This is a genomic window from Reyranella sp. (genome assembly GCF_050185545.1).
In the GTDB taxonomy this organism is placed as follows: domain Bacteria; phylum Pseudomonadota; class Alphaproteobacteria; order Reyranellales; family Reyranellaceae; genus Reyranella.
Window position 1 is genome coordinate 8,853 of sequence record NZ_JBFWZI010000045.1, and the last position, 24,383, is coordinate 33,235.

Annotated in this window: 26 protein-coding genes and 1 pseudogene; 15 read left to right on the forward strand and 12 right to left on the reverse strand. The window is 67.4% G+C overall.

Annotated features, from left to right (window positions below; genetic code table 11):
• Nucleotides 1-520: hypothetical protein (locus AB7O82_RS14765; RefSeq protein WP_428542799.1), on the reverse strand; the 520-nt coding region annotated here is incomplete at its 3' end.
• A gap of 132 nt (nucleotides 521-652) precedes the next feature.
• Here AB7O82_RS14765 and AB7O82_RS14770 point away from each other — a divergent pair.
• Nucleotides 653-1,543, forward strand: a complete 891-nt coding sequence (locus AB7O82_RS14770) for an alpha/beta fold hydrolase (protein WP_428542802.1) — start codon at nucleotides 653-655, stop codon at nucleotides 1,541-1,543.
• A 10-nt stretch (nucleotides 1,544-1,553) separates the two neighbouring features.
• On the opposite strand, the gene AB7O82_RS14775 is transcribed toward AB7O82_RS14770, so the two are convergent.
• The gene (locus AB7O82_RS14775; RefSeq protein WP_428542805.1) at nucleotides 1,554-2,027 is read right to left on the reverse strand and encodes an Lrp/AsnC family transcriptional regulator; all 474 of its coding nucleotides are present in this window, start codon (nucleotides 2,025-2,027) and stop codon (nucleotides 1,554-1,556) included.
• A 111-nt stretch (nucleotides 2,028-2,138) separates the two neighbouring features.
• Here AB7O82_RS14775 and phhA point away from each other — a divergent pair, with 111 nt between their 5' ends.
• A complete protein-coding gene (gene phhA, locus AB7O82_RS14780) occupies nucleotides 2,139-2,888 on the forward strand; it encodes a phenylalanine 4-monooxygenase (RefSeq protein WP_428619674.1) in 750 nt (249 codons plus the stop codon).
• Between the two features lie 130 nt (nucleotides 2,889-3,018).
• On the opposite strand, the gene AB7O82_RS14785 is transcribed toward phhA, so the two are convergent.
• On the reverse strand, nucleotides 3,019-5,115 hold the full coding sequence (locus tag AB7O82_RS14785) for an acetate--CoA ligase family protein (protein WP_428619676.1): 2,097 nt from the start codon (nucleotides 5,113-5,115) through the stop codon (nucleotides 3,019-3,021).
• A 20-nt stretch (nucleotides 5,116-5,135) separates the two neighbouring features.
• Between AB7O82_RS14785 and AB7O82_RS14790 the strand changes: the two genes are divergently transcribed.
• Genes AB7O82_RS14790 through AB7O82_RS14800 form a run of 3 tightly spaced genes read left to right on the forward strand, consistent with a single transcriptional unit; the run spans nucleotide 5,136 to nucleotide 7,487 of the window.
• Nucleotides 5,136-6,098, forward strand: a complete 963-nt coding sequence (locus AB7O82_RS14790) for a Bug family tripartite tricarboxylate transporter substrate binding protein (RefSeq protein WP_428542814.1) — start codon at nucleotides 5,136-5,138, stop codon at nucleotides 6,096-6,098.
• A gap of 11 nt (nucleotides 6,099-6,109) precedes the next feature.
• Nucleotides 6,110-6,514, forward strand: a complete 405-nt coding sequence (locus AB7O82_RS14795; RefSeq protein ID WP_428542817.1) for a RidA family protein — start codon at nucleotides 6,110-6,112, stop codon at nucleotides 6,512-6,514.
• A gap of 4 nt (nucleotides 6,515-6,518) precedes the next feature.
• A complete protein-coding gene (locus AB7O82_RS14800; protein WP_428619678.1) occupies nucleotides 6,519-7,487 on the forward strand; it encodes a cation diffusion facilitator family transporter in 969 nt (322 codons plus the stop codon).
• Between the two features lie 99 nt (nucleotides 7,488-7,586).
• On the opposite strand, the gene AB7O82_RS14805 is transcribed toward AB7O82_RS14800, so the two are convergent.
• The 6 genes from AB7O82_RS14805 to AB7O82_RS14830 all read right to left on the reverse strand — a co-directional run bounded on the left by AB7O82_RS14805 (nucleotide 7,587) and on the right by AB7O82_RS14830 (nucleotide 13,775).
• Complete coding sequence (locus tag AB7O82_RS14805; RefSeq protein ID WP_428619680.1) at nucleotides 7,587-8,342, reverse strand: tripartite tricarboxylate transporter substrate-binding protein; 756 nt, start codon at nucleotides 8,340-8,342, stop codon at nucleotides 7,587-7,589.
• A gap of 24 nt (nucleotides 8,343-8,366) precedes the next feature.
• Complete coding sequence (locus AB7O82_RS14810) at nucleotides 8,367-9,278, reverse strand: isocitrate lyase/PEP mutase family protein (RefSeq protein WP_428542826.1); 912 nt, start codon at nucleotides 9,276-9,278, stop codon at nucleotides 8,367-8,369.
• Nucleotides 9,275-10,582 (reverse strand): TRAP transporter large permease, encoded by a 1,308-nt coding sequence (locus AB7O82_RS14815; protein WP_428542829.1) that lies wholly within the window; start codon nucleotides 10,580-10,582, stop codon nucleotides 9,275-9,277. The genes AB7O82_RS14810 and AB7O82_RS14815 overlap by 4 nt, the downstream gene beginning before the upstream one ends.
• Nucleotides 10,579-11,073: a TRAP transporter small permease gene (locus AB7O82_RS14820; protein WP_428542832.1), complete on the reverse strand. Its 495-nt coding sequence runs from the start codon at nucleotides 11,071-11,073 to the stop codon at nucleotides 10,579-10,581. The genes AB7O82_RS14815 and AB7O82_RS14820 overlap by 4 nt, the downstream gene beginning before the upstream one ends.
• A complete protein-coding gene (gene dctP, locus AB7O82_RS14825; protein ID WP_428542835.1) occupies nucleotides 11,073-12,065 on the reverse strand; it encodes a TRAP transporter substrate-binding protein DctP in 993 nt (330 codons plus the stop codon). The genes AB7O82_RS14820 and dctP overlap by 1 nt, the downstream gene beginning before the upstream one ends.
• A gap of 309 nt (nucleotides 12,066-12,374) precedes the next feature.
• Complete coding sequence (locus tag AB7O82_RS14830) at nucleotides 12,375-13,775, reverse strand: aspartate aminotransferase family protein (RefSeq protein WP_428542838.1); 1,401 nt, start codon at nucleotides 13,773-13,775, stop codon at nucleotides 12,375-12,377.
• 98 nt (nucleotides 13,776-13,873) lie between these two features.
• Here AB7O82_RS14830 and AB7O82_RS14835 point away from each other — a divergent pair, with 98 nt between their 5' ends.
• From AB7O82_RS14835 to AB7O82_RS14855, 5 genes are read left to right on the forward strand one after another with little or no spacing between them, the layout of a single operon-like run.
• Nucleotides 13,874-15,052, forward strand: coding sequence for a pyridoxal-phosphate-dependent aminotransferase family protein (locus tag AB7O82_RS14835; protein ID WP_428542841.1), 1,179 nt, complete (start codon nucleotides 13,874-13,876; stop codon nucleotides 15,050-15,052).
• 44 nt (nucleotides 15,053-15,096) lie between these two features.
• On the forward strand, nucleotides 15,097-15,837 hold the full coding sequence (locus tag AB7O82_RS14840) for a carbonic anhydrase (RefSeq protein ID WP_428619682.1): 741 nt from the start codon (nucleotides 15,097-15,099) through the stop codon (nucleotides 15,835-15,837).
• An 8-nt stretch (nucleotides 15,838-15,845) separates the two neighbouring features.
• Complete coding sequence (locus tag AB7O82_RS14845; protein WP_428619684.1) at nucleotides 15,846-16,625, forward strand: enoyl-CoA hydratase/isomerase family protein; 780 nt, start codon at nucleotides 15,846-15,848, stop codon at nucleotides 16,623-16,625.
• A gap of 23 nt (nucleotides 16,626-16,648) precedes the next feature.
• Nucleotides 16,649-17,050 (forward strand): hypothetical protein, encoded by a 402-nt coding sequence (locus AB7O82_RS14850; RefSeq protein ID WP_428542850.1) that lies wholly within the window; start codon nucleotides 16,649-16,651, stop codon nucleotides 17,048-17,050.
• 48 nt (nucleotides 17,051-17,098) lie between these two features.
• The gene (locus AB7O82_RS14855; protein WP_428619686.1) at nucleotides 17,099-17,803 is read left to right on the forward strand and encodes a retropepsin-like aspartic protease family protein; all 705 of its coding nucleotides are present in this window, start codon (nucleotides 17,099-17,101) and stop codon (nucleotides 17,801-17,803) included.
• Nucleotides 17,804-17,845: 42 nt separating this feature from the next.
• Here AB7O82_RS14855 and AB7O82_RS14860 read toward each other — a convergent pair whose 3' ends face one another.
• The gene (locus tag AB7O82_RS14860) at nucleotides 17,846-18,589 is read right to left on the reverse strand and encodes a 2-keto-4-pentenoate hydratase (protein ID WP_428619688.1); all 744 of its coding nucleotides are present in this window, start codon (nucleotides 18,587-18,589) and stop codon (nucleotides 17,846-17,848) included.
• Nucleotides 18,590-18,628: 39 nt separating this feature from the next.
• Between AB7O82_RS14860 and AB7O82_RS14865 the strand changes: the two genes are divergently transcribed.
• Both AB7O82_RS14865 and AB7O82_RS14870 read left to right on the forward strand, forming a co-directional pair.
• Nucleotides 18,629-19,810, forward strand: coding sequence for an amidohydrolase family protein (locus AB7O82_RS14865; RefSeq protein WP_428542859.1), 1,182 nt, complete (start codon nucleotides 18,629-18,631; stop codon nucleotides 19,808-19,810).
• On the forward strand, nucleotides 19,807-20,637 hold the full coding sequence (locus AB7O82_RS14870; RefSeq protein ID WP_428542862.1) for an enoyl-CoA hydratase: 831 nt from the start codon (nucleotides 19,807-19,809) through the stop codon (nucleotides 20,635-20,637). The genes AB7O82_RS14865 and AB7O82_RS14870 overlap by 4 nt, the downstream gene beginning before the upstream one ends.
• Nucleotides 20,638-20,739: 102 nt before the next feature.
• Here AB7O82_RS14870 and AB7O82_RS14875 read toward each other — a convergent pair whose 3' ends face one another.
• Entirely contained in the window at nucleotides 20,740-21,360 is a 621-nt protein-coding gene (locus AB7O82_RS14875) for a glutathione binding-like protein (protein WP_428619690.1), read from the reverse strand.
• A 68-nt stretch (nucleotides 21,361-21,428) separates the two neighbouring features.
• On the opposite strand from AB7O82_RS14875, the gene AB7O82_RS14880 reads away from it, so the two are divergent.
• From AB7O82_RS14880 to AB7O82_RS14890, 3 genes are all read left to right on the forward strand, one after another.
• The gene (locus AB7O82_RS14880) at nucleotides 21,429-22,070 is read left to right on the forward strand and encodes a TetR/AcrR family transcriptional regulator (RefSeq protein ID WP_428542868.1); all 642 of its coding nucleotides are present in this window, start codon (nucleotides 21,429-21,431) and stop codon (nucleotides 22,068-22,070) included.
• Between the two features lie 102 nt (nucleotides 22,071-22,172).
• Complete coding sequence (gene grrA / locus AB7O82_RS14885) at nucleotides 22,173-22,571, forward strand: GrrA/OscA1 family cyclophane-containing rSAM-modified RiPP (RefSeq protein ID WP_428542871.1); 399 nt, start codon at nucleotides 22,173-22,175, stop codon at nucleotides 22,569-22,571.
• A 40-nt stretch (nucleotides 22,572-22,611) separates the two neighbouring features.
• Nucleotides 22,612-23,340, forward strand: a complete 729-nt coding sequence (locus tag AB7O82_RS14890) for a hypothetical protein (protein ID WP_428542874.1) — start codon at nucleotides 22,612-22,614, stop codon at nucleotides 23,338-23,340.
• Between the two features lie 36 nt (nucleotides 23,341-23,376).
• Here the strand turns inward: AB7O82_RS14890 and AB7O82_RS14895 are convergent.
• A pseudogene (locus tag AB7O82_RS14895) lies at nucleotides 23,377-24,293 on the reverse strand (MBL fold metallo-hydrolase).
• Between the last annotated feature and the right edge of the window lie 90 nt (nucleotides 24,294-24,383).

Genomic DNA, 24,383 nt, shown 5'->3' on the forward strand with positions numbered 1-24,383 from the left:
TAGTGCATCGCCCCGTTGGCCATGACGACATCGTAGGAGCGTGTGAAGCAGGCATCGTCGGAGGACACGAACACAACGCCGGGTTGAGTTCGGCGGCTAGACGGCAGTTCGTCTCCATTTCCTTGACAACATAATCGAACGTCACCTCGGGCAGCATCCGGCGTGCGACCAGGCCGTAGTGCCCGAGCGCTCCTCCCCAATCGAGGACGGATAGGCGGTCACGCCGATGGGCAGCACGCGCGAGAACGTAAAGGAAGGTGAAAAGCATGTTGTGCGCCGTGAGATCAGGCTGATCTGCCTTGTATGGCAGCATCGACAGCGGCTCCGTCCCCGCGACCCTGTCGGCGATGGTCGGCCAGTTGCGGCGCATGACCGCCTCGGTCGTCGCGTCGTCCCATCCTTCCGGCAGGTCGCGCGGCCATGACGGCCCGAAGTAGACTCGCTCTGCCGGTCGCATCCTGTCGATCAACTCGGGAACGAAGCCGGGCAGCAGCAGACGCAGCAGCCTCCTGATATTCATCACCTACCTGTCGGCCAGAGGCTCATTGCACCGATAGTGAACTCTTCACTTCCCGGGGACCGATCGGGCTGTTGCAAGAGAAAAACGGTAAGGTCGAGCCCATCGATTGCGCGGAGCGAGGAGATGCCGCCCGTGTCTTTGTCCGTTTCCCTGATGATTGCTGCCGGATTGTTGCTCGCCGTGGCGCCCGTCATCGCGGCCGATCCCGACATGGGTCTTCGCATACCGATCCCGCCGCAGGCACCGATGACCGAAGGCCTGGCCGATCTCGGCACTGTCAGGCTCTGGTACTGGGACACCGGCGGAACGGGCGAGGTCGTCGTCTTTCTCCATGCCGGCTCGGGCAGCGCCGACTTCTATCCCTACCAGCAGCCGGTGTTCGTCAACGCAGGCTACCGCGTGATCTCCTACTCGCGGCGCGGCCATTTCAAGTCGGAGCTGGGTCGCGACATCGACACGTTCTTCGCCACCGACGACCTGCTGGCGCTGTTGGACCATCTCAAGGTCGACCGGTTCCATGTCGTCGGCAATGCGCTCGGCGGCTACGTCGCCCTCGACGTTGCGCTCTCGAAGCCCGAGCGCGTGCGGAGCCTGGTTCTGGCGTCGAGCATGATGGGTATCGCCGAGCCGGAATATCAGAGGACCTTGCAGGCCCTGCGGCCCAAGCCGTTCAGCGAGCTGCCGCCGGAGGTGAAGGAGCTCGGCCCCTCCTATCGCGCCGCCAACCCCGGCGGCGTGGCCGAATGGAAGGCGCGCCATCAGCATTCCGCAGGCCGCGCGCCGGTCAGGCTGCGCAACAAGCTCACCTGGGAGACGATCGCCAGGCTGAAGGTCCCGACGCTGCTGATGACCGGCGACGCCGATCTCTGGATCCCGCCGTTCCTGCTGCTGCAGATCGGCGACCGGTTCCCGGGCAGCGAGGTGACGATCGTGCGCGATGCCGGCCACGCGATCCAGTGGGAACGGCCCGAGATGTTCAACGCCCACGTCCTGGACTTCATCGACCGCAAGGCCAGGCGGTAATCCTCGGCCGTCAGCGCGCGGCTGCCGGTGCCCAGGCGAGATCGCTCTTCACCGCCTGCATGATGAAGGACGACCGCGTGCCGCGAACACCCGGCATGCGCAGCAGCGCCTTGAGGGCGAAGTCGCTGAAGGCCGCGAGATCGGGTGTCTGCACCATCAGCAGGAAATCCATGTCGCCGGTCACGGCATAACAGGCCACCACCTCGGCGCGCGCCCGGATCGCCGCCTCGAACGCCTCGACGGTCTTCTCGGAATGATCGTCGAGCGTCACCTGGACCAGCGCTTGCAGACCGAGGCCGAGCGCGTCCGGCGAGACCAGCGCGGCATAGCGGGTGATGACGCCCGCCTCCTCGAGCCGCCTGACGCGGCGCTGGCAGGGCGTGGGCGAAAGACCAACCTTGTCGGCAAGGTCGACGATCGGGAGGCGGCCGTCCGCCTGCAGCGCAGAGACGATGCGTTTGTCGATGTCGTCGAGGTCAGTCATGGCAATTATCTCTAAGATTTACCCCTGAAATAGACATTATCACCAAAAAGATGCCGACTGCAGCCCATCTTCGCCAGGATTCACTCCGCCGGTCGGCACTACATATCCAGCATGAACACGCACCCGTTCGAGACCCTGCGCGGCGACTACACGGCCATGACTGCCGAGTGGACGGTGGCCCAGCAGATCGACCGCTACAGCGAGGAGGACCAGGCGGTTTGGCGCCTGCTGGTCGAGCGCCAGACGGCGCTGGCGCGGCGCCATGCCTGCCGCGAGTTCCTCGACGGGCTGGCGACGCTCGGCATCGGCGACACCATCCCCGACTTCGACTCCGTCAATGGCAGGCTCGAGCCGCTGACCGGCTGGTGCGTCGTCGGCGTGCCGGGCCTTATCCCGGACGCCGTGTTCTACGACCATCTGGCGCATCGGCGATTTCCGGTGACCGTCTGGATCCGCACGCGGGCCGAGCTCGACTATCTCGTCGAGCCTGACCTGTTTCACGACTTCTTCGGGCACGTGCCGCTGCTCAGCAATCCGGTGTTCGCCGACTACATGCAGCTCTACGGCAAGCGCGGCGTCGAGGCCGGCGCCTCGATCGACCTGCTGGCCCGCCTCTACTGGTACACGGTGGAGTTCGGCCTGATCCGCACCGCCGACGGCCTGAAGGCCTACGGCGCCGGCATCCTGTCCTCGGCCGCCGAGGTCAGGCACGCGATCGAGGGCAAGTCGGTCGAGCGCCTGCCGTTCGAGGCCAGCACGGTGATGCGCCGGCCCTACGAGATCGACAAGCTGCAGAACACCTACTTCGTGCTCGACGATTTCCACCAGCTCTTCGAGGCGGCAGAGACGCGGCTGGCGTGATTCTTTCCGGACCGCGGGCGTCCCGCCCGCTCATGGCGCATCTCGGCTCGGGCGCGGTCTGCCGCGCCCCTGCCGAACGCGCCCTCATCATGAATCATGAGCGGGCGGGACGCCCGTGGTCCGGAAGACGTCACTCGCCCAGCACGACCAATCCATCCACCGCGACGACTCCCTCGCCGTCGCGCTTGACCAGCAGCGGATTGATCTCGGCATCGGAGACGTCGGCGAAGGCCTGGTGCGCCAGCGTCGAAAAGGCAGCGACGGCCCGCGCCAGCGCCGCAACATCGCCGCGCGGCAGGTTGCGGTAGCCGCGCAGGATGGCGAGGCCTTTCACCGCCTCGATCATCTGCCGCGCCTCGTTCTCGTCGACCGGGGCCAGTCGCGTGGCCGCGTCCTTGTAGAGTTCGGCCAGCACGCCGCCCAGGCCGACGGTCACCGTGGGCCCGACCAGGGGATCGCGCCGGAAGCCCAGGATCACCTCGGCGAGGCCGCGCTCCATCTTCTGCACCAGGAAACCTTCCAGCCGAGCCTGCGGGCTGTGCGCGCGCACGCGCTTCTCCATGTCACGCGCAGCGACCGCGGCATGCTGACCATCGGGCAGGCCCAGCGCGACGCCGCCGGCCTCGGTCTTGTGCGCGATGTCGGCGGACAGGATCTTCAGCGCCACCGGGCCGCCGATCTCGTCGACGGCAGCGGCGACCCGCCTCGCATCGGAGACGGCCGTTGACTTCGCCATCGGCATGCCCAGAGCCGTGAACAGCGCCGCGGCGCGCCGCTCGTCGAAACCCGATCGGCGACCTTCCGCGAGCGCGTCGCGCGCCGCCGACGCCGGCTCGGGCAGCTCGGGGACGGGTTGCGGTGTCGGCCGCAGCAGGCAGACCGCCATCGCCTCGGCGCAGGATTCGGGATGGCGGAACACCGGCACGCCAGCCGCGGTCAGCAGGGCGACGGACTTCTCCGCCGAGGGCGTGAGCGACACGGCGAATGGCTTGGCCGACCGGGCGAACTTCAGCAGCGGCTCGACGGCGAGCTCGGGATTGAACTGCGCCGAGGAGCCGACGACGAAGATCACCGCATCGTTGCCGTCGTCGGCCAGCAGCCGCTCGATGGTGCCTGCCACGATCTCGGGCTTGGCGCCGGCCAGGGTGAGATCGACCAGCTTGCCCTCGCCGGCTGCGATGCCGAGCGGCTTCAGCCAGTCGACCAGGCTCTGCGGCGGACCCACGATGTCGAGGCCGGCCACCGCCATGTTGTCGACCACCATGGCCGCACCGCCGCCCGTCGTGGTGGCGACGGCAACGCGCTTGCCGCGCGCCTTGGGTCGGTCGACCAGCAGCGCCGGCACGTCGACCAGCGATTCGAACATCGACACACGCGCGATGCCGTGCCGCTGGCAGAAAGCGTCGAACGTCGCGTCGGAGCCGGCGATCGCGCCGGTATGCGACTTCGCGAGTTCCTGGCCGATCTCGGAGCGGCCGAGCTTGTAGGCGATCACCGGCTTGCCGGCGGCATGGGCGCGCCGCGCCGCGCGGGCCAGCCGCTCGCCGTCACGCAGCGTCTCCATGAACAGCAGGATGGCGTCGGTCGCCGGGTCGTCGACCAGCAGGTCGGCGATCTCGCCGACCGCCAGATCCACCTCGTTGCCGACCGAGATCAGGCGCGAAAAGCCGATGCCGCGCGCATCGGCGCGCGACAGCAGGGCGCCGATCAGGCTGCCGCTCTGGCTGACCACCGCCCAGCGGCCCTTGCGCAGGTGCTCGACGGCGAACGCGGCATTGGCGGTCAGCGCGACCGGCGGATCGGTGCTGACCGTGCCGATGCTGTTGGGGCCCACCAGGCGGATTCCGGTCTCGCGCACGATGCGCACCAGATCGTCCTGCATCGAGGCGCCCGCCGCGCCGGCGTCGGCAAAGCCGCCGGCCAGGATCGAGGCCACCTTCACGCCGCGCTTGCCGCACGCGGCCAGCGCGTCGACGGCGCCGCGGCCGTTGAGCAGAATATAGGCGTGGTCGATGTCGCCCGGCACGGCGTCGAGACTGGCATAGGCCGGCTCGCCCAGAATCTCGCGGCGTGACGGATTGATCGGCAGGATCTCGCCGGCGAATCCGTGCTTGCGCAGGAAGCGTTGCGGTCGCGACGTGGTCTTCGTCACGTCGGCCGACGCACCGATCAGGGCGATACGCCGCGGCGCGAACAGGGCTGCGAACAGCGTCTTGGGATCGTTCATCGGCCGAGTATACTCGGCGCATGTTGTACCGTCGTAGCCTCATCGCCGCTTCCCTCGTCGCCGCCCTGCCCGCCCGCGCCCAGGCATGGCCCACCAAGCCGATCAAGCTCGTCGTGCCTTACGCGCCGGGCGGCACCACCGATGTGATCGCCCGCATGATCGCCGAGCATCTCGGCCAGCGACTGGGGCAGAACATCATCGTCGACAACAAGCCCGGCAAAGGCGCCATGGTGGGTACCGCGCTGGTCGCCAAGGCGGCGCCCGACGGCTACACGCTGCTGATGTCGGTGATCTCCGGCCTGTCGATCTCGCCGACCCTTTATGGCGGCGCCGATTTCAACCCGATGGGCGACTTCATCCATGTCTCGCTCGCCTCGCGCAATCCGAGCGTGCTGGTGGTCAACCCGGGTTTCTCGGCCAGGACCTTCCAGGAGTATGTCGACTACGCCAAGGCGAACCCCGGCAAGCTCGCCTTTGCCACCTCGGGCGCCGGCTCGAGCAACCACCTGCTCGGCGCGCGGCTCGAGCAGGTGATTGGCGCGGCGCTGGTCCACGTCCCCTATCGCGGCGCCGGTCCGGCCATGGTCGACACGATTGCCGGAAACGTGCCGTCGATGTTCGATTCCCTGCCGTCGGCGGCGCCGCACATCAAGGCCGGCAAGGTGCGGGCGCTGGCGGTCAGCGGCGAGCAGCGCAGCCCGGCTTTCCCGGATGTGCCGACGATGAAGGAGCAGGGCTTTCCCGACCTGATCTCCTATTCCTGGTTCGGCATCTCCGTGCCGGCCAAAACGCCCCAAACCATCGTCGATCGCCTGGCGAAGGAAATGCAGGCGGTGCTGAAGGAACCTGCCGTCGTGAAACGCTGGGAGGAGATCGGCGCGGAAGGCAGCACCATGACTCCCGCCGAGTTCAGCCGCTTCGTCCAGGCCGAGATCGACAAGTGGACGCCGGTCGTGAAAGCATCCGGCGCCAGGCCAGACTGACAGGAGGAACCATGACCATCAAACGCGTGACGTCTCCCGCCGCTCCCGAGCCGCCGCCCGAGCGCTGGTCCAACTGCCTGCTGGTCGATGGCATCGCCTATGTCTCCGGCATGGTGGCGCGCGGCGACGACGTGAAGGCGCTGGCCGGCATGGACGAGTACGAGCAGGCCAAGGTAATCTTCGGCAAGATCAAGGGCCTTATCGAAGCGGCCGGCGGCACGATGGCCGACGTCGTCAAGATCATCGTCTACGTCGTCAACATCAAGAACAACGTCAAGGTGTGGGCGGCGCGGCGCGAGTTCTTCACCGGCAACTTCCCCACCTCGACCCTGGTCGAGGTGCGCGCGCTGGCGTCGCCGGAAATCCTGGTCGAGATCGAGGCCATCGCGCATATCGGCAAGGGCAGTCGCGCCTAGCGCCGTGGCCGATCGCCAGCACGATCACAAGGACCATGGCCATGGTCATGGTCATGCGCACAGCCACGCGCACGGCCACGGGCACAGCCACGGTCCGGCCAACTACAACGCCGCCTTCGCCTTCGGCATCGGGCTGAACCTCCTGTTCGTCGTCGCCGAGGCGGCGTTCGGCTTCATGGTCAACTCGCTCGCCCTGGTGGCCGACGCCGCGCACAACCTGTCCGACGTCGCGGGGCTGGTGCTCGCCTGGGGCGGCGCCTGGCTTGCCCAGCGCCGGCCGACGGCGCGCCGGACCTACGGCTTCCGGCGCGCGTCGATTCTCGCTGCCGTCGCCAACGCCACCCTGCTGATGGTCGCGGTCGGCGGCATCCTGGTCGAATCGGTGCAGCGCTTCCGCTTCCCCGAGCCGGTCGCCAGCAATACCGTGATCTGGGTGGCGACCCTTGGCATCGTCATCAACGGCGTGACCGCCTTGATGTTCATGCGCGGCCGCGAGAGCGACATCAACATCCGCGGCGCCTTCCTGCATCTGGCGGGCGATGCGGCGGTGTCGCTCGGCGTGGTGATCTCGGCGCTGATCGCACAGGCGACCGGCTGGCTGTGGATCGATCCGGCGACCGGCATCGGCATCTCGCTCGCCATCCTCTACAGCGCCTGGGGGCTGGGCCGCGATTCGTTCAACCTCGCCTTCGACATGACTCCCCCCGGCATCGACCCTGACGCGGTGAAGCGCTACCTCGGCGGCCTGCCCGGCGTGGTCGATGTCCACGATCTCCACATCTGGCCGATGAGCACGACGGAGACGGCGCTCACCGCCCATCTGGTACGACCGGGCACCGGCGTCGACGACGCCCTGCTGGCTCGCGCCAGCGGCGAGCTCGAGACGAAGTTCGGCATCCAGCACGCCACGTTGCAGGTGGAGTCGGGCGACCCGGCCCACCCCTGCCGCCTGGCGCCGGCGGACGTGGTGTAGAACGTCTTTTGCTGGGAGCGCGCCACTCCTGTGGCGCTCTTCTTGTCGACCACACATCCCATGAGCGCCACTGGAGTGGCGCGCTCCCAGCGAAGACGGTCAATCCAGCTTCACGCCGAGGCGCTTGACGAGGCTCTGGCCCGTGGCGATCTCGTCGTGCAGGACGGCGGCAAAGTCGGCCGGCGTATTGAGGACGATTTCCGAGCCATCGTTGGTCAGGAGATCGCGGAATGCCGTATCCTTCGCCGCCTCGGCGAGCGGCGCGAACAGCCGCGCCACCATCTCCGCCGGCGTGCCGGCTGGCGCCGCCAGGGCGAGCCAGGCGTCGAGCGCGAAGCCATCGGACAAGGTTTCGCGCAGGGTCGGGACCTCGGGCATGGCGCGGGCGCGCCTGGCACTGGAGACGGCGAGCGCGCGCAACTGGCCCTGCTGGGCCGGACGGAACGGCGTCGGCATGGTCGGGAAGCCGACATCGATCTGATTGCCGATCAGGCCCAGCACGATGTCGGGTGCGCCCTTGTAGGGCACGTGAACATAGTCGATGCCGGTGGCCAGTCGGAACGCCTCGGCCGACAGGTGGGCCAGGCTGCCGAAGCCGCCCGAACCGTAATTCAGCTTGCCGGGTCTCGCCTTGGCCAGCGCCACGAACTCGGCGACGCTCCTGGCAGGCGACGACGGCGGCACCACCATCAGCGAGGGGATGCGCGTGATCATCGTGATGGGCACGAAGTCCTTGGCGACGTCGTAGCCGAGGCGCGTGTACAGGAACTTGTTCAGCACGTGGCTGCTGGTCAGCAGCATCAGTGTGTAGCCGTCGGGCGCGGCGCGGGCGGCGACACAGGCGAGCCAGCGCATGTCAGGTCTCCGGTTGGCGACGCGTCAATTCTGAAAGCGCTTCTCGAGCGTCTGCCAGCGCTCGTTCTCGAACAGCGACCATAGCTGCCCGTGATCGAGCATCTGGTTGGCCATGGCGGCGGTATTTCCGGTTGCCTTCAGCGAACCCAGCAGATCCTGGCCGACGCGCGCGAACAGGCGGGTTAGCGAATTGGGGTAGATCGCCACCTTGAAGCCGAGCCGCCCGAGCTCGGGGAATGGCAGCACCGGCGTGCGGCCGCCCTCGACCATGTTGGCGAGGCATGGCGCGCCGAGCCGCCTGGGCACCTCCGCGAGCTCGGCCTCGCCGGGCGGCGCCTCGACGAACAGGATGTCGGCGCCGGCCTCGCGGTAGCGCGCTGCCCGCTCGAGCGCCGCCTCGAAGCCCTCCGAGGCGATCGCGTCGGTGCGGGCCACGATCAGCACGTCACTGTCGACCCGGGCGTCGGCCGCCGCCTTGATGCGCTGCTCCATCTCGCGCGACGCGGCGACCCGCCGCCCGGGCTCGTGGCCGCACTTCTTCGGCCATTCCTGGTCCTCGATCTGGACGGCGCTGACACCGGCGCGCTCGAACTCGCGCATGGTGCGGATGACGTTGAGCGGGCCGCCATAGCCGGTATCGGCGTCGGCGATCACCGGGATCGCCACCGCATCGCAGATGCGGCGCACGCGATCGAGGATCTCGCCGAAGCTCAGCGCACCCATGTCGGGCGCCCCCAGCGCGCTCATCGAGACGCCGGAGCCGGTGACATAGAGCGCGTCGAAACCCGCGACCTCGACGAGGCGGGCGGTAATGCAGTCGTAGGCGCCCGGCGCCACGACGATGCCGGGCGCGGCAAGCCGCTGGCGCAGGGCGCGGTGGCGGCCGGGCGCATTCCTGAGCCCGGTCGGATAGGCGGCGTGGCGGTTGGTCGTCATGAAGGTCCACTCATCTGATGCGGCAGCCAGAGCGCCAGCTCGGGCCACATTACCAGCATCACCAGCAGCACGAACATCAGCAGATGGAACGGGATGGTGCCCCAGACGACGTCGGAGAGCTTGCCGTCCCAGATGCTCTGGATGACGAACAGGTTGATGCCGATCGGCGGCGAAATCTGCCCGAGCTCGATGAACAGCACCAGGATGACGCCGAACCACACCGGGTCGATGCCGTACTTCAGCAGTACCGGGTAGAGCAGCGGCACGGTGACCACGATCATGCCGAGGCTTTCGACCAGGCAGCCGAGGATCGTGTAGAGCACGAACAGTGCGAGGAAGAACTCGAGGCGCGAGAGCTGCAGTGCGACCAGCCAGCTGGTCAGGGCCTCGCCGACGCCGGCCACGCTGATGGCGTAGGAGAATACGAAGGCGACGTAGACGATCAGCAGGATGTTGCCGCTGATCATCACCGACGAGGTCATCGCCATCTTGAGCTCCGTCCAGCCGAGCCTGCCCCAGATCGCCGAGACGATGATGGCGGCCAGGCAGCCGACGGCGGCGGCCTCGGTGGGCGTCGCCCAGCCGAAATAGAGACTGCCCATGGTGCCGCCGATGACGACCAGGAAGGGTACCAGGTCGGCGAGAGCCGAGGCGAGCTCGCCGAGGCTCTGCGGTCCGCGCTCGCGTGGCGCGATCTCGGGCCGCAGCAGGGCCTGCACGAGGACATAGGCCATGAACAGTGCCGTCAGCACCAGGCCGGGCACGATGCCGGCCATGAACAGCCTCGACACCGAGGTCTCGGTGAAGGTGCCGTAGACGATCATGGCGATAGACGGCGGGATCAGGATGCCGAGAGTGCCGCCAGCCGCCAGCGAGCCGGCCGCGAGCGGACGATGGTAGCCGCGCTGCAGCAGCTGCGGCAGCGCCACCGTGCCGATGGCGGCAGCCGTGGCGACCGACGACCCGGAGATCGCCGCGAACAGCGCGCAGCCGGCGATGTTGGTCTGCAGCAATCCGCCGGGCACGACGCAGACGAGCTTGCTGAGGCCGCGATAGATGCGGAAGCTCAGCCCGGAATGCTGCATGATCTCGGCCATCAGGATGAACAGCGGGATCGCCGTCAGAGCGAAGCTGTTCATCGAGCCCCAACTCATCAGGCCGATCCCTTTGAGCGCCGGCACCCCGCCGTGCAGCAGCAGGTAGACGATCGCCGGCACGCCGATGGCGAAGGGAATGGCCATGCCCGCGGCCAGCAGGCCGAGGAAGATCAGCATGACGAGGAGGATCTCGAGACCGCCGCTCACGAAGCGACCTTGCGGACATCGTCGACGATGGTCCTGGCAAGCACGACCAGCAGCATGGTCGCACCGATGATCATCACGGTCTGTGGTATCCACAGCGGCGTCGACAGGGTCGTGCTGGCCATCGCCTCGCGTCGATGCGAGCTCATGACGAACTGCAGGAAGTACCAGTCGGTCAGCGCGACGTAGCCGAACGACAGGACGTCGAAGACCAGGGACGATACCAGCCTGCCGCGCCGCCCCAGCCGCATCTGCACCATCTCGACGCGGTGAAAGGCGCCCCGGCTCTGGCACAGCGCGAGGCTCAGGAACGACACGCCGACCAGCAGGTAACCGACCAGCTCGTCACTGTGCTCGGTGGTGCTGTTGAAGACGCCGCGCAGGACGATTTCAGCCAGGATCAGCACGACCATGCCGATCATGCAGACGGCCGACGTCCACAGGCTCGCCCGCTCGATCGGGCCGAGCGGACTGCCCTTCGACGGTGGCGACATCAGCGGCCCAGCGCGTCGCGCACTTTCTTCAGCGCCTCCTGGGTTTCCGCGCCCTTGGCCTTCGCCCAGTCGTTCCAGTAGCTCGCCATGCGCTCGGCCCCCAGCTTATACTCGGCCGGCGTCGCCGTCGTCTGGACCATGCCTTCGGCCTTTCGCTTGGCCTTCTCTTCGCCTTCCTCGTCGGCCAGCGTCTTAGTGATCTTGGGCGACAGCTCGACCACCGCCTTGGTGAGGGAGTCGCGATAGGCCGCCGGCAGCTTGGCGTAGGCTTCCTTGTTGGCGATGACGTTGGCTTCGAAATAGTTGAGGCCGATCTCGTAGGAATACTTCAACAGGTCCTTCCAGATCTTGCCGCCGCCGGCATTGGCCGTCAGCACGCCGTCGACCACGCCCCTTTCGAGGGCCGACGGGACCTCGGGTGCGCCGACCGTCAGGCCGTTGGCGCCGAAGCGCTTCAGGAACTCGATTTGCTCGGGCGATGTGGCGCGGATCTTCTGGCCCTTGAGCTCGTCGAGCGAGGTCAGCTTCTTGTTCGACCAGGCGATCTGCAGCGGGAAGTAATAGGTCGCCAGTAGCGTCGCACCCTTCTTGTCATAGGCCTTCTCGACATAGGGCTTCATCACCGCGATCGCCTTCTCGAATTCCTGGGCGTTGGTGATCAGCATGGGCAGACGCAGGATGCCGGTGATCGGCACGTTGCCCTGCTGGAAGCCGTCGTCGCCGAGCTGGACGACGTTGTCGCCGACCGCCGTGGTGATGTCGGTGACCTTGATCGAGAGCGAGCCGCCCAGATGGTACTTGATCTGGAAACCGCTGTTGGTCTCCTTGGCGACCCGCGCCATGATCTCCTGGAAGACCCGCGCCGGCGCCACGCTGGCGGCAGGAACGTAGGTGTAGGCGATCCAGTTGACCGTCGCCTGGGCGCGCAGCACGGCGGGCGCGGCCGCGGCGCTCGCGGCCAGCGTGGCAAGGGTGCGACGACGCGTGATCATGCTGTCCTCCCCAATGGCTTTGCCTTGCTCTCCGTGTGGAGAGAAGCAGGAAGCTTAGACCCGCGTCACTGACGCGGCCACGAACGCCTTCCGCCTGCCGGCTGTGCCGGAAGACTCACGGCTGGACCCGTACCACTGACGGCGGAGCAGCTCCGCCAAAGTGGCGCTCATGAGTAGCGCGGGCGTCCCGCCCGCTTCACGGATCAACTCATGAGCGGCAGGTCGCCCGCGGTCCGCACGAAGGCCGTGAAGGCCACTGATGGCGGAGCTGCTCCGTCATCAGTGGCGCAGTCGCAGCGAATGAGCCTTCTATGCCGCCTTGACCTCGCGTTCGGCCTTCAGCGCGCGCACGGTCTGGCGGAGCGCATGCACTGTCCTCTCGATCTCGGCGCCGCCATGGGTCGCCGAGACGAAGCCGCCGGGGGCGCCCATGACGTCGACGCCGTGGCTCATCAGGCCCATGCGGATCTTGCCGGTGAGCGGGCCGGAGCGGGCGCCCTTCAGCTTGGCGAAGCCGTACTTCAGGGGTTCGAAGGTCGCGGGATCGACCTTCTCGCCGGTCGGATTGGGATAGATCAGGAAGGTCGAGGACTGGCCGTAGATGCCCCACGGCACGCTTTCCTGGATCAACACCTCGCGCAACGCGGCGCGCAGCTCGGCGGCCGTGCGGTTGGCCTTCTCGGCGAGGTCCTCGTCGCGCACCAGCGACAGCGCCGTCACCGCGGCGGCAGCCGACAAGGGATTGGCATTGAAGGTGCCCGGGTGAGAAATCTTGTCGCGCTTCCTGGCCGCCGAAACGGCGAAGTCGATCTGGTCGAGGATCTCGCGCTTGCCGGCGACCGCGCCGCCCGGCAGGCCGCCGGCCACGATCTTGGCCAGGATGCAGAGGTCGGGCGTGACGCCCAGCGCCTTCTGCGCTCCGCCCGACGACCAGCGGAAGCCGGTAATGACCTCGTCCATCAGCATGACGATGCCGCGCCTGGCCGTGACGTCGCGGATCGCCTGGACGAAGCCCGGCGGCAGCGGCACCTGGCCCCACGAGGCGCCGGACGGCTCGAACATCACGACGGCGATGTCGTCGCGGCTCTCGAGCAGGTGCACCACGGCGCCGACATCGTCGGTCGGCATCAGGATGGAAAGATCGGTGACGCCCTGGGCCACGCCGGGCGGCGAGGAGCCGTCGTAGTGCGACGTGGCACCGCCGGCGACTGCGTCGTGCCAGCCATGGAAATGGCCGACGAAGCGCACGATCTTGTCCTTGCCGGTATGGGCACGCGCCAGGCGGATAGCCATATGCGAGGCCTCCGTGCCCGACGCCGTGAACCGCACTTTTTCGGCCGACGGGATCAGTTCGCACACCAGTTCGGCCCAGCGCACCTCGAGCTCGTGGCTGGAGCCGTAATGCGTGCCGAGCTCGATCTGGCGCTTCACCGCCTCGATGACGGCAGGATGGGAATGGCCCAGCAACATGGCGCCATGGCCGCCGAAATAATCGACGTACTCGTTGCCGTCGACGTCCCACTTGCGCGGGCCGGCGGCCCGCGAGACATGAATCGAATAGGGGTCGAGGTAGCGGGCGTCGTGCGTGATGCCGCTCGGCAGCACCTTGCGGGCGCGCTCGAACAGGGCGCCCGAACCCCCGGTCCGGGCGCGATAGTCGGCCACGATGGCGGAATTGGTTCCGGTCGAAGCGGTCTTGTCTGCGGTCATTTGCCCTCATCCAACTAATGCCAGAGCATTGCAAGCCTCGCTTGCTTCGCCAAGAGCCGCGAGACTATGTTCGCGCCCTTCGCAAACCGGAGCATTTCGTGAACGCCAAGCCCCGCGGACGCCAGTTCTTCAACAATCCCGGCCCGACCAACATCCCGGACCGAGTGCTGCGGGCGATGGATCGCCCGGTGATCGATTTCATGTCGGACGAGTTCGTGGCGATCCAGCATGCCTGCCATGCGGGCGTTAAGCGGGTGCTCAAGACCGACCAGACGCTCTACTTCTACAATTCGAGCGGTCATGGCGCCTGGGAAGCCGCCCTCGCCAACCTGTTCTCGGCCGGCGACAAGGTGCTGATCGTCGAGACCGGCTACTTCTCGCAGAGCTGGGAGGAGATGGCGGTAAATCTCGGCATCATCGTCGAGACCTTTGCCGCCGACTGGCGAAAGGGCGCCGACATCGCCAAGCTCGCTGAGCGCATTGCCGCGGACAGGGCGCACGAGATCAAGGCGGTCCTCACGGTCCACAACGAGACGGCGACAGGCATGGTGCTGCCGGTGGCGGAAATCCGTCGCGCCCTCGACCAGGCGCGCCACCCCGCCCTGCTGCTCTCCGACACGATCTCCTCGCTGGGCTCGATCGACTATCGCATGGACGCCTGGGGCGTCGACGTCACGGTGGGCGGCAGCCAGAAGGGCCTGATGCTGCCGACCGGCATGGCGCTGACCGGGGTCAGCGGCAAGGCGCTCGACGCCGCGCGCAAGAACAAGGCACCGCGCCATTACTGGAACTGGGAGCTGATGAACGGCCGCGCGCCGCAGAAATTCATGGGCACGGCGCCGGTGCACATGTTCTTCGGCCTGCAGGAATCCCTCAGGATGCTCGAGGAGGAGGGCCTCGACGCGGTGTTCCAGCGTCATACCCGCCTGGCCGAGGCGACCCGCGCCGCGGTGCGGCATTGGGGCAGCGACGGCAAAGGCCCGCAGCTCTTCTGCCAGACGCCCGACCGGCTCTCCAATTCGGTGACCACGGTGGTGATGCCCGAGGGCACCAGCTCCGATCCGCTGCGCAAGGTGGCGATCGATCGTTACAACCTGTCGCTGGGCGGCGGCCTCGGCCCGCTGATGGGCAAGGTGTTCCGCATCGGCCACATGGGCGATCTCAACGAGCCCATGCTGCTGGGCTGCCTCGCCACCACGGAGCTCGCCATGAGGACGAGCGGCATCCCGTTCGTGGCGGGCGGCGTCGATGCGGCAATAGAGTCGCTCGCCGGCTAGCTCCCCGTCTGGACGGAGAGGGTGAAGCGCCGCTACATCCTCTCATGGCGCTTGCGCGACTGCTTCAGGGCTTCGCCGATTTCCGGCTGGGCTACTATCGCGACCATCTCGACCTGTTCCAGCGGCTGGCGAGCGGAGGCCAGTCGCCGAAGATCCTGATCATCGGTTGTTCGGATGCCCGGGTCGATCCCGGCATCCTGACCCAGACCAGGCCCGGCGACATCTTCACGGTGCGCAACGTCGCGGCTCTGGTCCCGCCCGCCCAACTGCCGCCCGACCAGCGCCATCACGGCACCTCGGCTGCCATCGAGTTCGCCGTGCGCGGCCTCGAGGTCGAGCATGTCGTCGTGCTGGGCCACGCCCTGTGCGGCGGCATTGCCGCCCTGGTCGACGGCAGTGGCGGCATCCTCTCCAGGTTCGACTATCTCTCGACCTGGACCAGCATCGCCCGCGAGGTGCGCGACGAGATCGTGCGCGCGCTCGAGGGCCAGCCACGAGAGCAGGTCCTGCGGGCGGTCGAGCAGGCGGCTATCGTCAACAGCATCCGCAACCTGATGGGCTTCCCGTGGCTCGCCGAGCGCGTGGCGGCGGGCAAGGTGGTGTTGCACGCCTGGTGGTTCAACCTGACCGAGGGACAGCTCTACGCCTTCGACCCCAACTCAGCCCGCTTCAAGCCGGTGCTGGGGGTCGAGCTCGCGCCGGCGGTCGAGCAGGCGACGCCGCTTTCGGCCATTGCGCCCGCCAGACTGGTCGAGGCTCTCGCCGGCCGGCCGCCGTCGTTCTAGGAAGAGCCATGACCGAAGAGCTGCTCTACGAGATCCGCGGCGAGGCCGGCTGGATCACCTTCAACCGGCCGGCCCAGCGCAATGCCCTCACCTTTGCCATGTACGAGGGCGTGGCCGAGATCTGCAGCCGCGTCAGCCGGACGAAGGAGGTCAAGGCCCTGGTGATCACGGGTGCGGGCGAGAAGGCGTTCGCCGCCGGCACTGACATCGCCCAGTTCCTCGACTTTCGCGACGGTGAGGATGGCATCGGCTACGAGCGCAAGATGGACAGCACCCTCGACGTCATCGAGCGGTGCCCGGTGCCTACGGTGGCCGCGATTGCCGGCTTCTGCACCGGCGGCGGTGCGGCCATCGCGGCGGTCTGCGACTTCCGGATCGCGACCGCCAGCGCCCAATTCGGCTTTCCCATCGCGCGCACCCTCGGCAACTGCCTGTCGTTGGCCAATTACGCCCGCTTGGCGGCCCTGATCGGCCCGCAGCGGGTCAAGGAGATGATCCTGCTGGCCCGACTGTTCGACGCCCCCACGGCCCTCCAGGTCGGCCTGGTGAGCGAGGTCCTGGCCGATGTCGCCGCCCTGCATGCCCGTGCCGGCGAGCTTGCCGCCACCCTTGCAAGCCACGCGCCCCTGACGATGCAGGTCACCAAGGAGGCGCTGCGCCGTCTTCAGGCACGGATGGCGGAAGACAATATCGACGATCTGATCCGGTTGGCTTACGGTAGCGCCGACTTCCGCGACGGCAGGACGGCTTTCCTGGGCAAACGGGCGCCGAGATGGACGGGTACCTGAGCGGCCAGCTGAGGAGGAATCGGATGAATCGTGTCGTGACCGTGGCCATCGCGATGGCCCTGAGCCTGGGCCTGACCGCCTGCGAGACCAAGCAGCAGAGGGTCGCCAGCAAGGAGGACATGCTGGCCGCCGCCGGCTTCAAGTTCGTCCCGGCCAACACGCCGCAACGCCAGGCCTCGTTCAAGCAGCTGCCGCCCTACAAGTTCTCGCGCCAGATCCGCAACGGCCAGGTGTTCTATGTCTACGCCGACCCGACGGTCTGCGTGTGCGTCTATGTCGGCGACCAGGCGGCCTACGGCACCTATCGCAAGAACATGTTCGACAAGCAGGTCGCCGACGAGCAGCTGATGGCCGCCCAGACCATGGAGATGAACGACTGGGATTGGGGTCCCTGGGGCGGCTGGCCCTACGGCTGGTACTACTAGCGGACGAGCTGTCGACGCCAATCTCAGTTCAGGTTTGGCCTGAAGATCATGAGGATCCTTCTGCCGGTGGCCGTGATCGCCACCGTGCTGTCGGTGCTCGCAGGTTTCGCGAGCAGCCAGCAGATGAACGGCAGCGGCGACGCCCAGCAGCTGATCACGCAGTGGCAGGCGAGCGACGCCACCTGCCGCAATCCGCAGACTGCCGCCATCGCCGCCGTCGGTGCCTGCGAGCAGCGCGACGTCTACTCGAAGCTCCTGACCCTGCAGCGCTATTGCCACCGGCCCTCGGGGACCACCGCCAACGCCGGCTGGGCGCCGTGCGGTCCCGACGCTGCCGCGCTCCAGGCGGCGTCCCGCACCACCGCCCAGTTCCAGCGCATGGGCGGGGTGTTCCTGCTGCCCGCCACGGTCAACGGCGCGTCGAACGTCTATTTCATCGTCGACTCGGGCGCGACCAACGTGCAGATCCCCGAGGACATCGCCGAGCAGATGAAGCAGGCCGGCACGCTGACCGAGGCCGATTTCCTGGGCCAGCGCCGCTTCATCCTGGCCGACGGCAGCGGCGTGAACCAGCGCATCTTCCGCCTGCGCAACCTCAAGATCGGCAACCGCTCGATGGAGAACGTGCTGGCCGCGCTGAGCCCACCGCGCAGCCGCCCCCTGCTCGGCCAGAGCTTCCTGCGCCGCCTCGAATGGTGGAAGATCGACAACGTCAAGAACTCGATCGAGTTCGAGTTCACGGGGGCATTTTAGGATTCACCCGGACCGCGGGCGTCCCGCCCGCGGTCCAAAAGATCAGAACATCGCCTCCACGGCGCCCAGGCCGACAAACTCGCCGCGCGCGCCGGTGCCGGGCGGGAAATAGCGCAGGCCGGTCCATGAGCCGGTAGTGATCGCCTGGCCAGCACGGATGCCGCCGCGACGGCGAACGGCGTGATCGATCATCCAGGCCAGCGGCCGTATCGGGTCGACGGCGCCGAGACCACCTTTCTGCTCGACCACCACGCTGCCGTCTATTACCAGCTTCACCGGGAGGTTAAGCCAATCGAGACCCTGCCAACTCGCGATCGAATTGCCGACGACCAGCGCGTGGTTCATCTGGTTGTCGGCCAGCAGCCATTCCGGATCGGCTTCGCGGAAATTGGCGAGGCGCGTGTCGACCACCTCCATCCCGACGAAGGCGTCGCCAACGGCGGCAAGCGCTTCGTCGCGACCGACCGGCGTGCTGCGCGCCGCGATGTCCTTCGCGATGTGGAACGAGATCTCGATCTCGACACCGATCATATGCATTGCCTTGCCGTCGAAGCGCGCCGGCGATGGCACCAGCGTGCCGGCCAGCAGAGGCGCCGGATTCGGCTCGGCGTCGGGCGTGCGCGCCCCGACCTTCCAGCCGGCGACCGGTCCGGTCGCCGCGGCGACGCCATCCTGGATTGCGTAGACCGCAGAGCGATCAGGCAAGGGAAAAGGCGGCGCGATCTGCGTGCCGGACCGGCGCGCCTGCAGGAGGCAGCTCACGCCGTACGAAAGGTCTGATGTCATGCTAGTCTCGCGCAAACGACAAAAAGGACCGGAGGGACAATGCCCTATGCCAGCGGCCGCGTCATTCACGACGCCGACGCGCACATCATGGAAGTGCCGGGCTTCCTCGAAGCGCATCTCGAGTCCAGGTACCGTTCGGCCGTCACCGATGCGGTGCTGTTCCCGCGGCGCGAGGGGTTCCATGGCCATCTCCGCGACGAGCATCGGACGAGGGGCGCGGCGGCGGATGTCGACGAAACCCAGATCATGCTACGCAAGAACTGGGATGCCCTCGGCGCCTACGCCGCGCCGGACCGGCCGCGCTCGATCGACCTGCTGGGCTTTGCCAGCCAACTCATGTTCACCACGGCCCTACTCAACTACTCCACGGTGCTGGAAGGCGGCCGCGACATCGACCTCGCCTATGCCGTGGCGCGCGCCCACACGCGCCACATGGTCGAGTTCTGCTCGATCGACCGGCGCCTGCTACCGACCGGCTATGTGCCGCTGATCGATTTCGAGCGCACCGCCAGGGCGGCGCGCGAGACGATCGAGCTTGGCGCCAAGGCGCTGATGATCCCCTCACGCTGCCCCGAGGGCCATTCGCCGAGCCATATCGCTTTCGACCCGCTGTGGGCTGCCGCCCAGGAGGCCGGCCTTCCGATCGTGTTCCATGTCGGTGGCGGCGGGAAGCTCCTGGAGGATGCCTACTTCGAGAATGGCCTGCCGCCGGTACCGGACTTTCATGGCGGCGACGACAATTTCCGCTCGATCGACTACATGGCGATCGCCTATCCGCCGATGAAGGCGCTGACGGCGCTGATCGTCGACCGCGTGCTCGACCGCTTCCCCAACCTGAAGTTCGGCGTCATCGAGCAGGGCGCCTCGTGGGTGCCGGGCTGGATGCGCAACATGGATTCGGCGCACAACGCCTTCTACAAGAACGAGGAGCGGCTGCAGAAGATGTCGCTCAAGCCCAGCGAGTTCGTACGTCGCCAGGTCCGCGTGACTCCCTACCCCCACGAGGACGCAGGCTGGATCATCGCCAATTCCGGCGACGAGGTCTGCCTGTTCTCCTCCGACTACCCGCACGTCGAGGGTGGCCGCAATCCGATCAAGCGCTTCGAGGCCTCCATGGATGCGGCGAGCATCGACGACCGTCGCCGGCAGCGCTTCTATTGCGACAACTTCGTCGACCTGATGGGTGCCGGCCTTTCCTCCGACCTGCGAGTTGCCGCATGAGCTACACGACCCTCCTCACCGAGCGCACCGGCGCGGTGCTGACGATCACGACCAACCGGCCGGAAGTGCTGAACGCGCAGAGCCGCATCCTGCTCGAGGAGCTCGACGATGCCTTCCTGCGCGCCGTCGACGACGAGGCAGTACGCGTCATCATCCTCGCGGGCGCCGGCAAGCATTTCTCCGCCGGCCATGATCTCGGCAGCCCGCAGGAGATGGAGGACCAGAAGAAGACGCCGCTCGAGCCCGGCTTCAAGGGCGAGTACCGGCGGCTGTGGGAGCGCTTCTTCGAGAACACGATGCGCTGGCGCGATTTGCCCAAGCCCACCATCGCCCAGGTCCAGGGCTACTGCATCATGGGCGGCATGATGATCGCCTCGGCGTGCGACATCATCATCGCCAGCGAGGACGCCCAGTTCGCCGACCGCGCCGTGAAGTGGGGCGGCTCGCACGTCCAATATTTCTCGATGCCGTGGGACTTCGGTCCGCGCAAGACCAAGGAATATCTCTTCACCGGTGATTTCATCAGCGCCGCCGAAGCCGAGCGCGCCGGCCTGGTCAATCGCGTGGTGCCGCGGGCGAAGCTCGAAGAGGAGACCATGGCGCTCGCCCAGCGCATCGCCGAGCGCGATCCCTATGCGCTGAAGCTTGCCAAGGCCTCGGTCAACGAGACGCAGGATGCCCAGGGTTGGCGGGCCGCGATGGAGAACGCCTTCAAGAACTACATGCTGACCATCCCGCATCGCATCGAGATGGGCACCTACGGGCCGAAAGCCCGCGAAAAGGCCCCGAAGGACCGATTCGCGATGCTCAACGAGAAGCGGCGCTAGAGGCTCTCACTCTTCGGCCCTCCCCCGTCTTACGCCGATGACGGGGGAGGGATTCGAGATGTGTCCCTTCCCTGGCAGCTACGCTGGGGAGGAAAATGACACTCAGGCCGCGCGGCGCTTACGCTCGGCCATCTCGACGGCCATCGCCTGGGCGACCGCCGGCCGGGCGAGGTGCCTGGCCTGATAGGCGGCGATCTTCGGCCACTTCTTTAGGTCGACGCCGACGAAGGCGTACCAGTTCAGCATGGTGACGAAATAGGCGTCGGCCACGGTAAAGCGTGCGCCGACCAGATACTCGCCGTCACCGAGGCGACGGGTGAGATAATCGAGCGTCGGCCCGAGCCCTTCCTTGGCTGCGGCTTTCGTCGCCTCGGCCGCGGTCGGGTTGAAGATGTAGTAGAATAGCTTCTTGTGCACCTCGGTCGACAGGTAGTTCAGCATGTCGATCAGCTGATAGCGCTCGAGCGTGCCCCAGGCTGGCGCCAGGCCGGCCTCGGGCTTGCGGTCGGCCAGGTACTGCAGGACCGACGGGCCCTCGTTCAGGATCACGCCGTCGTCCAGCTTGAGCGCCGGTACGTAGCCCTTCGACGAGATGTCGAAATAGTCGCCGCCGTCGTCGGTCTTCTTGTTCTCGATGAAGCGGACCTTGACCGGCAGACCCGCCTCCAGGGCCGTGATATGCGAGGCGAGCGAGCAGGCAAGGGGTGAAGCGAAGAGTTCCATCGCATCCTCCATGTTTTCGTGCGATGTGGTACAGAAATACAGCGGAGCGATCCGGTCAAGAGATATTTATGCGATCCAGTACAGAAATTACGAAGCGACCCCGGGGCCGTCCGCGCGGCTTCGTCATCGAGGAGGTCCTCGAGCGCGTACGCACGGTCTTCATGGAGAAGGGCTTCGCCGCCGCCTCGCTCGACGATCTGGCGGCCGCGTCGGGGCTCAACCGGCCGAGCCTCTACGCCGCGTTCGGCGACAAGGAGCAGCTCTATATCGCCACGCTGCGCTTCTACGGGCAGAAGAGCCTCGAAGGGCTCGATACCATCCTGGACGGGCCGGGCACGATCGCGCAGCGCCTGGGCCGGGTCTACAACGCGGCGATCGAGCTCTACACCGCCCCGCCGGTCCGGCCCGGCTGCATGATCGTCGGCACGGCGGCGGTCGAATCGCCGACCCATCCGCGCATCGCCGACGTCGCCCGCGAGCTGCTGGTGGCGATCGAGGCGCGGCTGGAGCGCGCCTTCGCCGGCAGCGACCTGCCCGACAGGCCGAGCCCCGCCAACCGGGCGCGCATGGCCGGCGCCATCATGTACGCCATCGCCATCCGGGCGCGGCTCGGCGCCGACGCCGGCGAGCTGCGCGCCTTCGCGGCGTCGATGGTGCCGACGATCTGCGGCGCGGCGGCCAGCCGAAAGGCATCAGCAGGTGGGCGATGATGAACAACAGCATCCGAAGCGCCTCTGCGCGCTCCGCAAAACTATAGCTATGAGGCGCGATTGCTTGGCCCTAGCATGACCGCCTCAGCATGGGGAGAATCGATGGCCAAGGGGCGTCAGTCGTTGCGCAATCTGGCGAAGTTGTTGCCGTCCGGCGCGGCCGGACTTTCGATGAGTCTCGCCTACGCGGATGCCTCGGCCATGGCGGTCGCGGAACCTGCCGCCTCGGATGCGGGATCGGTGAACGAGCGCCTGCAATCCATTCGCCGCGATGTGACGAGCGCGATGGAGCAATACGCCAAGGACCGCGAACCGGTAGTCGGCGTCGATGCCGAGGAGCGCCTCGTCTGGTGGGGCAACGGCGGATGGCGCAATGGCGGATGGCACAATGGCGGGTGGGCTAACGGTGGATGGCACAACGGAGGATGGGCCAACGGCGGATGGCACAATGGCGGGTGGCACAACGGAGGATGGGCCAACGGCGGATTCCGCAATTGGTAGACCCGCGTCGTCTGCCGGCCGTTCCGTCATCGAGGATGTCATGACCAAGATCTCATTCCTGTCCCTGGCCGCCTTGCTGGCCGCGACCATGCTGAGCGCCCCGGCGATCAGCCAGCAGCAGCAGTCCGGCTCGCCGCCAGGCCAGCAGGGGGACGCGCCACCGGGTTATGGCGGCCCGCAATCGGGCACTCCGTCCGGAGACGGCCCCTTATGGCCAGTGCTGATCGTCACCAGCGTCGAGGTGCTGCGTTCGGAGCGTGGGCCCGGCGGGCTCGACGTCGTGCGCGCCCGCGGCCTCGTGACGTCGGGCGGCTGGGGCCAGCCACACCTGATTCCGATCAACCGGGGGCGGCCGCTCGACGGCGTGCTCGATCTCCTGTTCCAGTCCAATGCGCCCGGCGGCGCCGCGGCGCTCGGACCGTTCATGCCAGTGGAGGCCATCCTGCCGGTCGAGGCCGGCCATCCCTACTCGGGCGTTCGCGTCCGCGCCGCCAACAACGTGGTCGCACTCAAGGCGCTGCCCGGCTACGCCGAGACCGCGCCGCCCAGGCAGGACTGCGCCAAGTGCCTGGGCAAGTACTTCGTCGCCAAGGGCGCCGGCCTGCCGGCCGGCGCCACGGCGGAGAATTCGGTGCGCGAGGAGGACCTGCCCTACAAGCTGCGCATCATCAAGCCGGCCGACGGCATCCCGAGCTACGCCCTCAATCCTAACCGGCTCACCCTGGTGCTGGCCGAGGACGGCCGCATCATCGATGCGGCGTGGGACTGACGCCCGCGGTAAAATGGTTGCTCACCCGACAGGCGGTCAGTAGTCCCAGAAGGCTGGCACCCAGCCGAAAGGCGTCGCCGGCGACCGCCACACGGCCGATGGACGGGAACGACAGGTGAGTGGCCACCAGCATCTCGCCGCTCGCCGCCGCCTCGCGCAACAGCCGGACGCGGACGCGAGCCGCCTCCTCGGGCTCGTGCTCGAAGCCGTTGTACCAGTCGGGGTGGTCGAACCCGACCGGGAATACGGCATCGCCGAGGAACGTCAGCCGCTCCCCGCCGGACGCCAGGCTGACCACGCTGTGCCCGGGCGTGTGGCCGCCAGTGCGACGGACGACCACGCCCGGCGCCACTTCGCGCTCCGTGTCGAACAGCCGAAGCTGGCCGCGGTACTCGTTCAGGATTCGCGTGGCGACCGACCGGAGCACGGGCGGCACCGGCGGCGGCATGACCGCTCGGGAGAAGTCGGGCGCTTTCCAGAACTGGACCTCGGCGGCCGCCACGTGGATCGGCACGTCCGGACGCAGCCGGCTTCGCAGCGCGTCGTCGAGCAGCCCGCCGACATGGTCCATGTGCATGTGCGTGAGCACCACGTCGGTCAGCGATGCGGGATCGATGCCGGCGGCGTCCAGTCGAAGCGACAGTTGACCGGCCCGCGGGAAACCCGGGTACTCGCCGCCGACCCCGGCGTCGATGAGCACGGTCTGCTCACCGCTCCGCACCACGACCACGTTCAGCGCCCAGTCGAGCACGTCGGACGGCGGGAAATTGTCGTCCAGCCAGGCCGCCAGGGCTGCCGGGTCGACATTGTGGGCCAACGTTCTTCGCTGGCAGCGGTAGCACCCCATCGCTGACCACCAGCACGTCGATCTCGCCGACCCGCAGTGCGTAGCGCGACGGAACCAGTTCGTCGGGCCCCGGTGCACCGGGGTGCGAGGCGATGTCCAGGCTCATGTTCGTCCCCTGCTGACCGCTGCCTTTCACGCGGCATCGACGACGCTACGTCGAGGCGTGTTTGCGATCGATTGGGTCGAGGGAGAGAGC

Bases quoted from the DNA above. Each gene is read 5' to 3' on its own strand.
- AB7O82_RS14870 (WP_428542862.1), top strand. From the start codon at position 19,807: ATGAGCTACACGACCCTCCTCACCGAGCGCACCGGCGCGGTGCTGACG.
- AB7O82_RS14830 (WP_428542838.1), bottom strand. From the start codon at position 13,775: ATGACCGCAGACAAGACCGCTTCGACCGGAACCAATTCCGCCATCGTG.
- AB7O82_RS14790 (WP_428542814.1), top strand. From the start codon at position 5,136: ATGTTGTACCGTCGTAGCCTCATCGCCGCTTCCCTCGTCGCCGCCCTG.
- AB7O82_RS14775 (WP_428542805.1), bottom strand. From the start codon at position 2,027: ATGACTGACCTCGACGACATCGACAAACGCATCGTCTCTGCGCTGCAG.
- AB7O82_RS14890 (WP_428542874.1), top strand. From the start codon at position 22,612: ATGACCAAGATCTCATTCCTGTCCCTGGCCGCCTTGCTGGCCGCGACC.
- AB7O82_RS14860 (WP_428619688.1), bottom strand. From the start codon at position 18,589: ATGACATCAGACCTTTCGTACGGCGTGAGCTGCCTCCTGCAGGCGCGC.
- AB7O82_RS14840 (WP_428619682.1), top strand. From the start codon at position 15,097: ATGGCGCTTGCGCGACTGCTTCAGGGCTTCGCCGATTTCCGGCTGGGC.
- AB7O82_RS14795 (WP_428542817.1), top strand. From the start codon at position 6,110: ATGACCATCAAACGCGTGACGTCTCCCGCCGCTCCCGAGCCGCCGCCC.
- phhA (WP_428619674.1), top strand. From the start codon at position 2,139: ATGAACACGCACCCGTTCGAGACCCTGCGCGGCGACTACACGGCCATG.
- AB7O82_RS14810 (WP_428542826.1), bottom strand. From the start codon at position 9,278: ATGACGACCAACCGCCACGCCGCCTATCCGACCGGGCTCAGGAATGCG.
- grrA (WP_428542871.1), top strand. From the start codon at position 22,173: ATGGCCAAGGGGCGTCAGTCGTTGCGCAATCTGGCGAAGTTGTTGCCG.
- AB7O82_RS14880 (WP_428542868.1), top strand. From the start codon at position 21,429: ATGCGATCCAGTACAGAAATTACGAAGCGACCCCGGGGCCGTCCGCGC.
- AB7O82_RS14850 (WP_428542850.1), top strand. From the start codon at position 16,649: ATGAATCGTGTCGTGACCGTGGCCATCGCGATGGCCCTGAGCCTGGGC.
- AB7O82_RS14785 (WP_428619676.1), bottom strand. From the start codon at position 5,115: ATGAACGATCCCAAGACGCTGTTCGCAGCCCTGTTCGCGCCGCGGCGT.
- AB7O82_RS14845 (WP_428619684.1), top strand. From the start codon at position 15,846: ATGACCGAAGAGCTGCTCTACGAGATCCGCGGCGAGGCCGGCTGGATC.
- AB7O82_RS14865 (WP_428542859.1), top strand. From the start codon at position 18,629: ATGCCCTATGCCAGCGGCCGCGTCATTCACGACGCCGACGCGCACATC.
- dctP (WP_428542835.1), bottom strand. From the start codon at position 12,065: ATGATCACGCGTCGTCGCACCCTTGCCACGCTGGCCGCGAGCGCCGCG.
- AB7O82_RS14820 (WP_428542832.1), bottom strand. From the start codon at position 11,073: ATGTCGCCACCGTCGAAGGGCAGTCCGCTCGGCCCGATCGAGCGGGCG.
- AB7O82_RS14805 (WP_428619680.1), bottom strand. From the start codon at position 8,342: ATGCGCTGGCTCGCCTGTGTCGCCGCCCGCGCCGCGCCCGACGGCTAC.
- AB7O82_RS14855 (WP_428619686.1), top strand. From the start codon at position 17,099: ATGAGGATCCTTCTGCCGGTGGCCGTGATCGCCACCGTGCTGTCGGTG.
- AB7O82_RS14875 (WP_428619690.1), bottom strand. From the start codon at position 21,360: ATGGAACTCTTCGCTTCACCCCTTGCCTGCTCGCTCGCCTCGCATATC.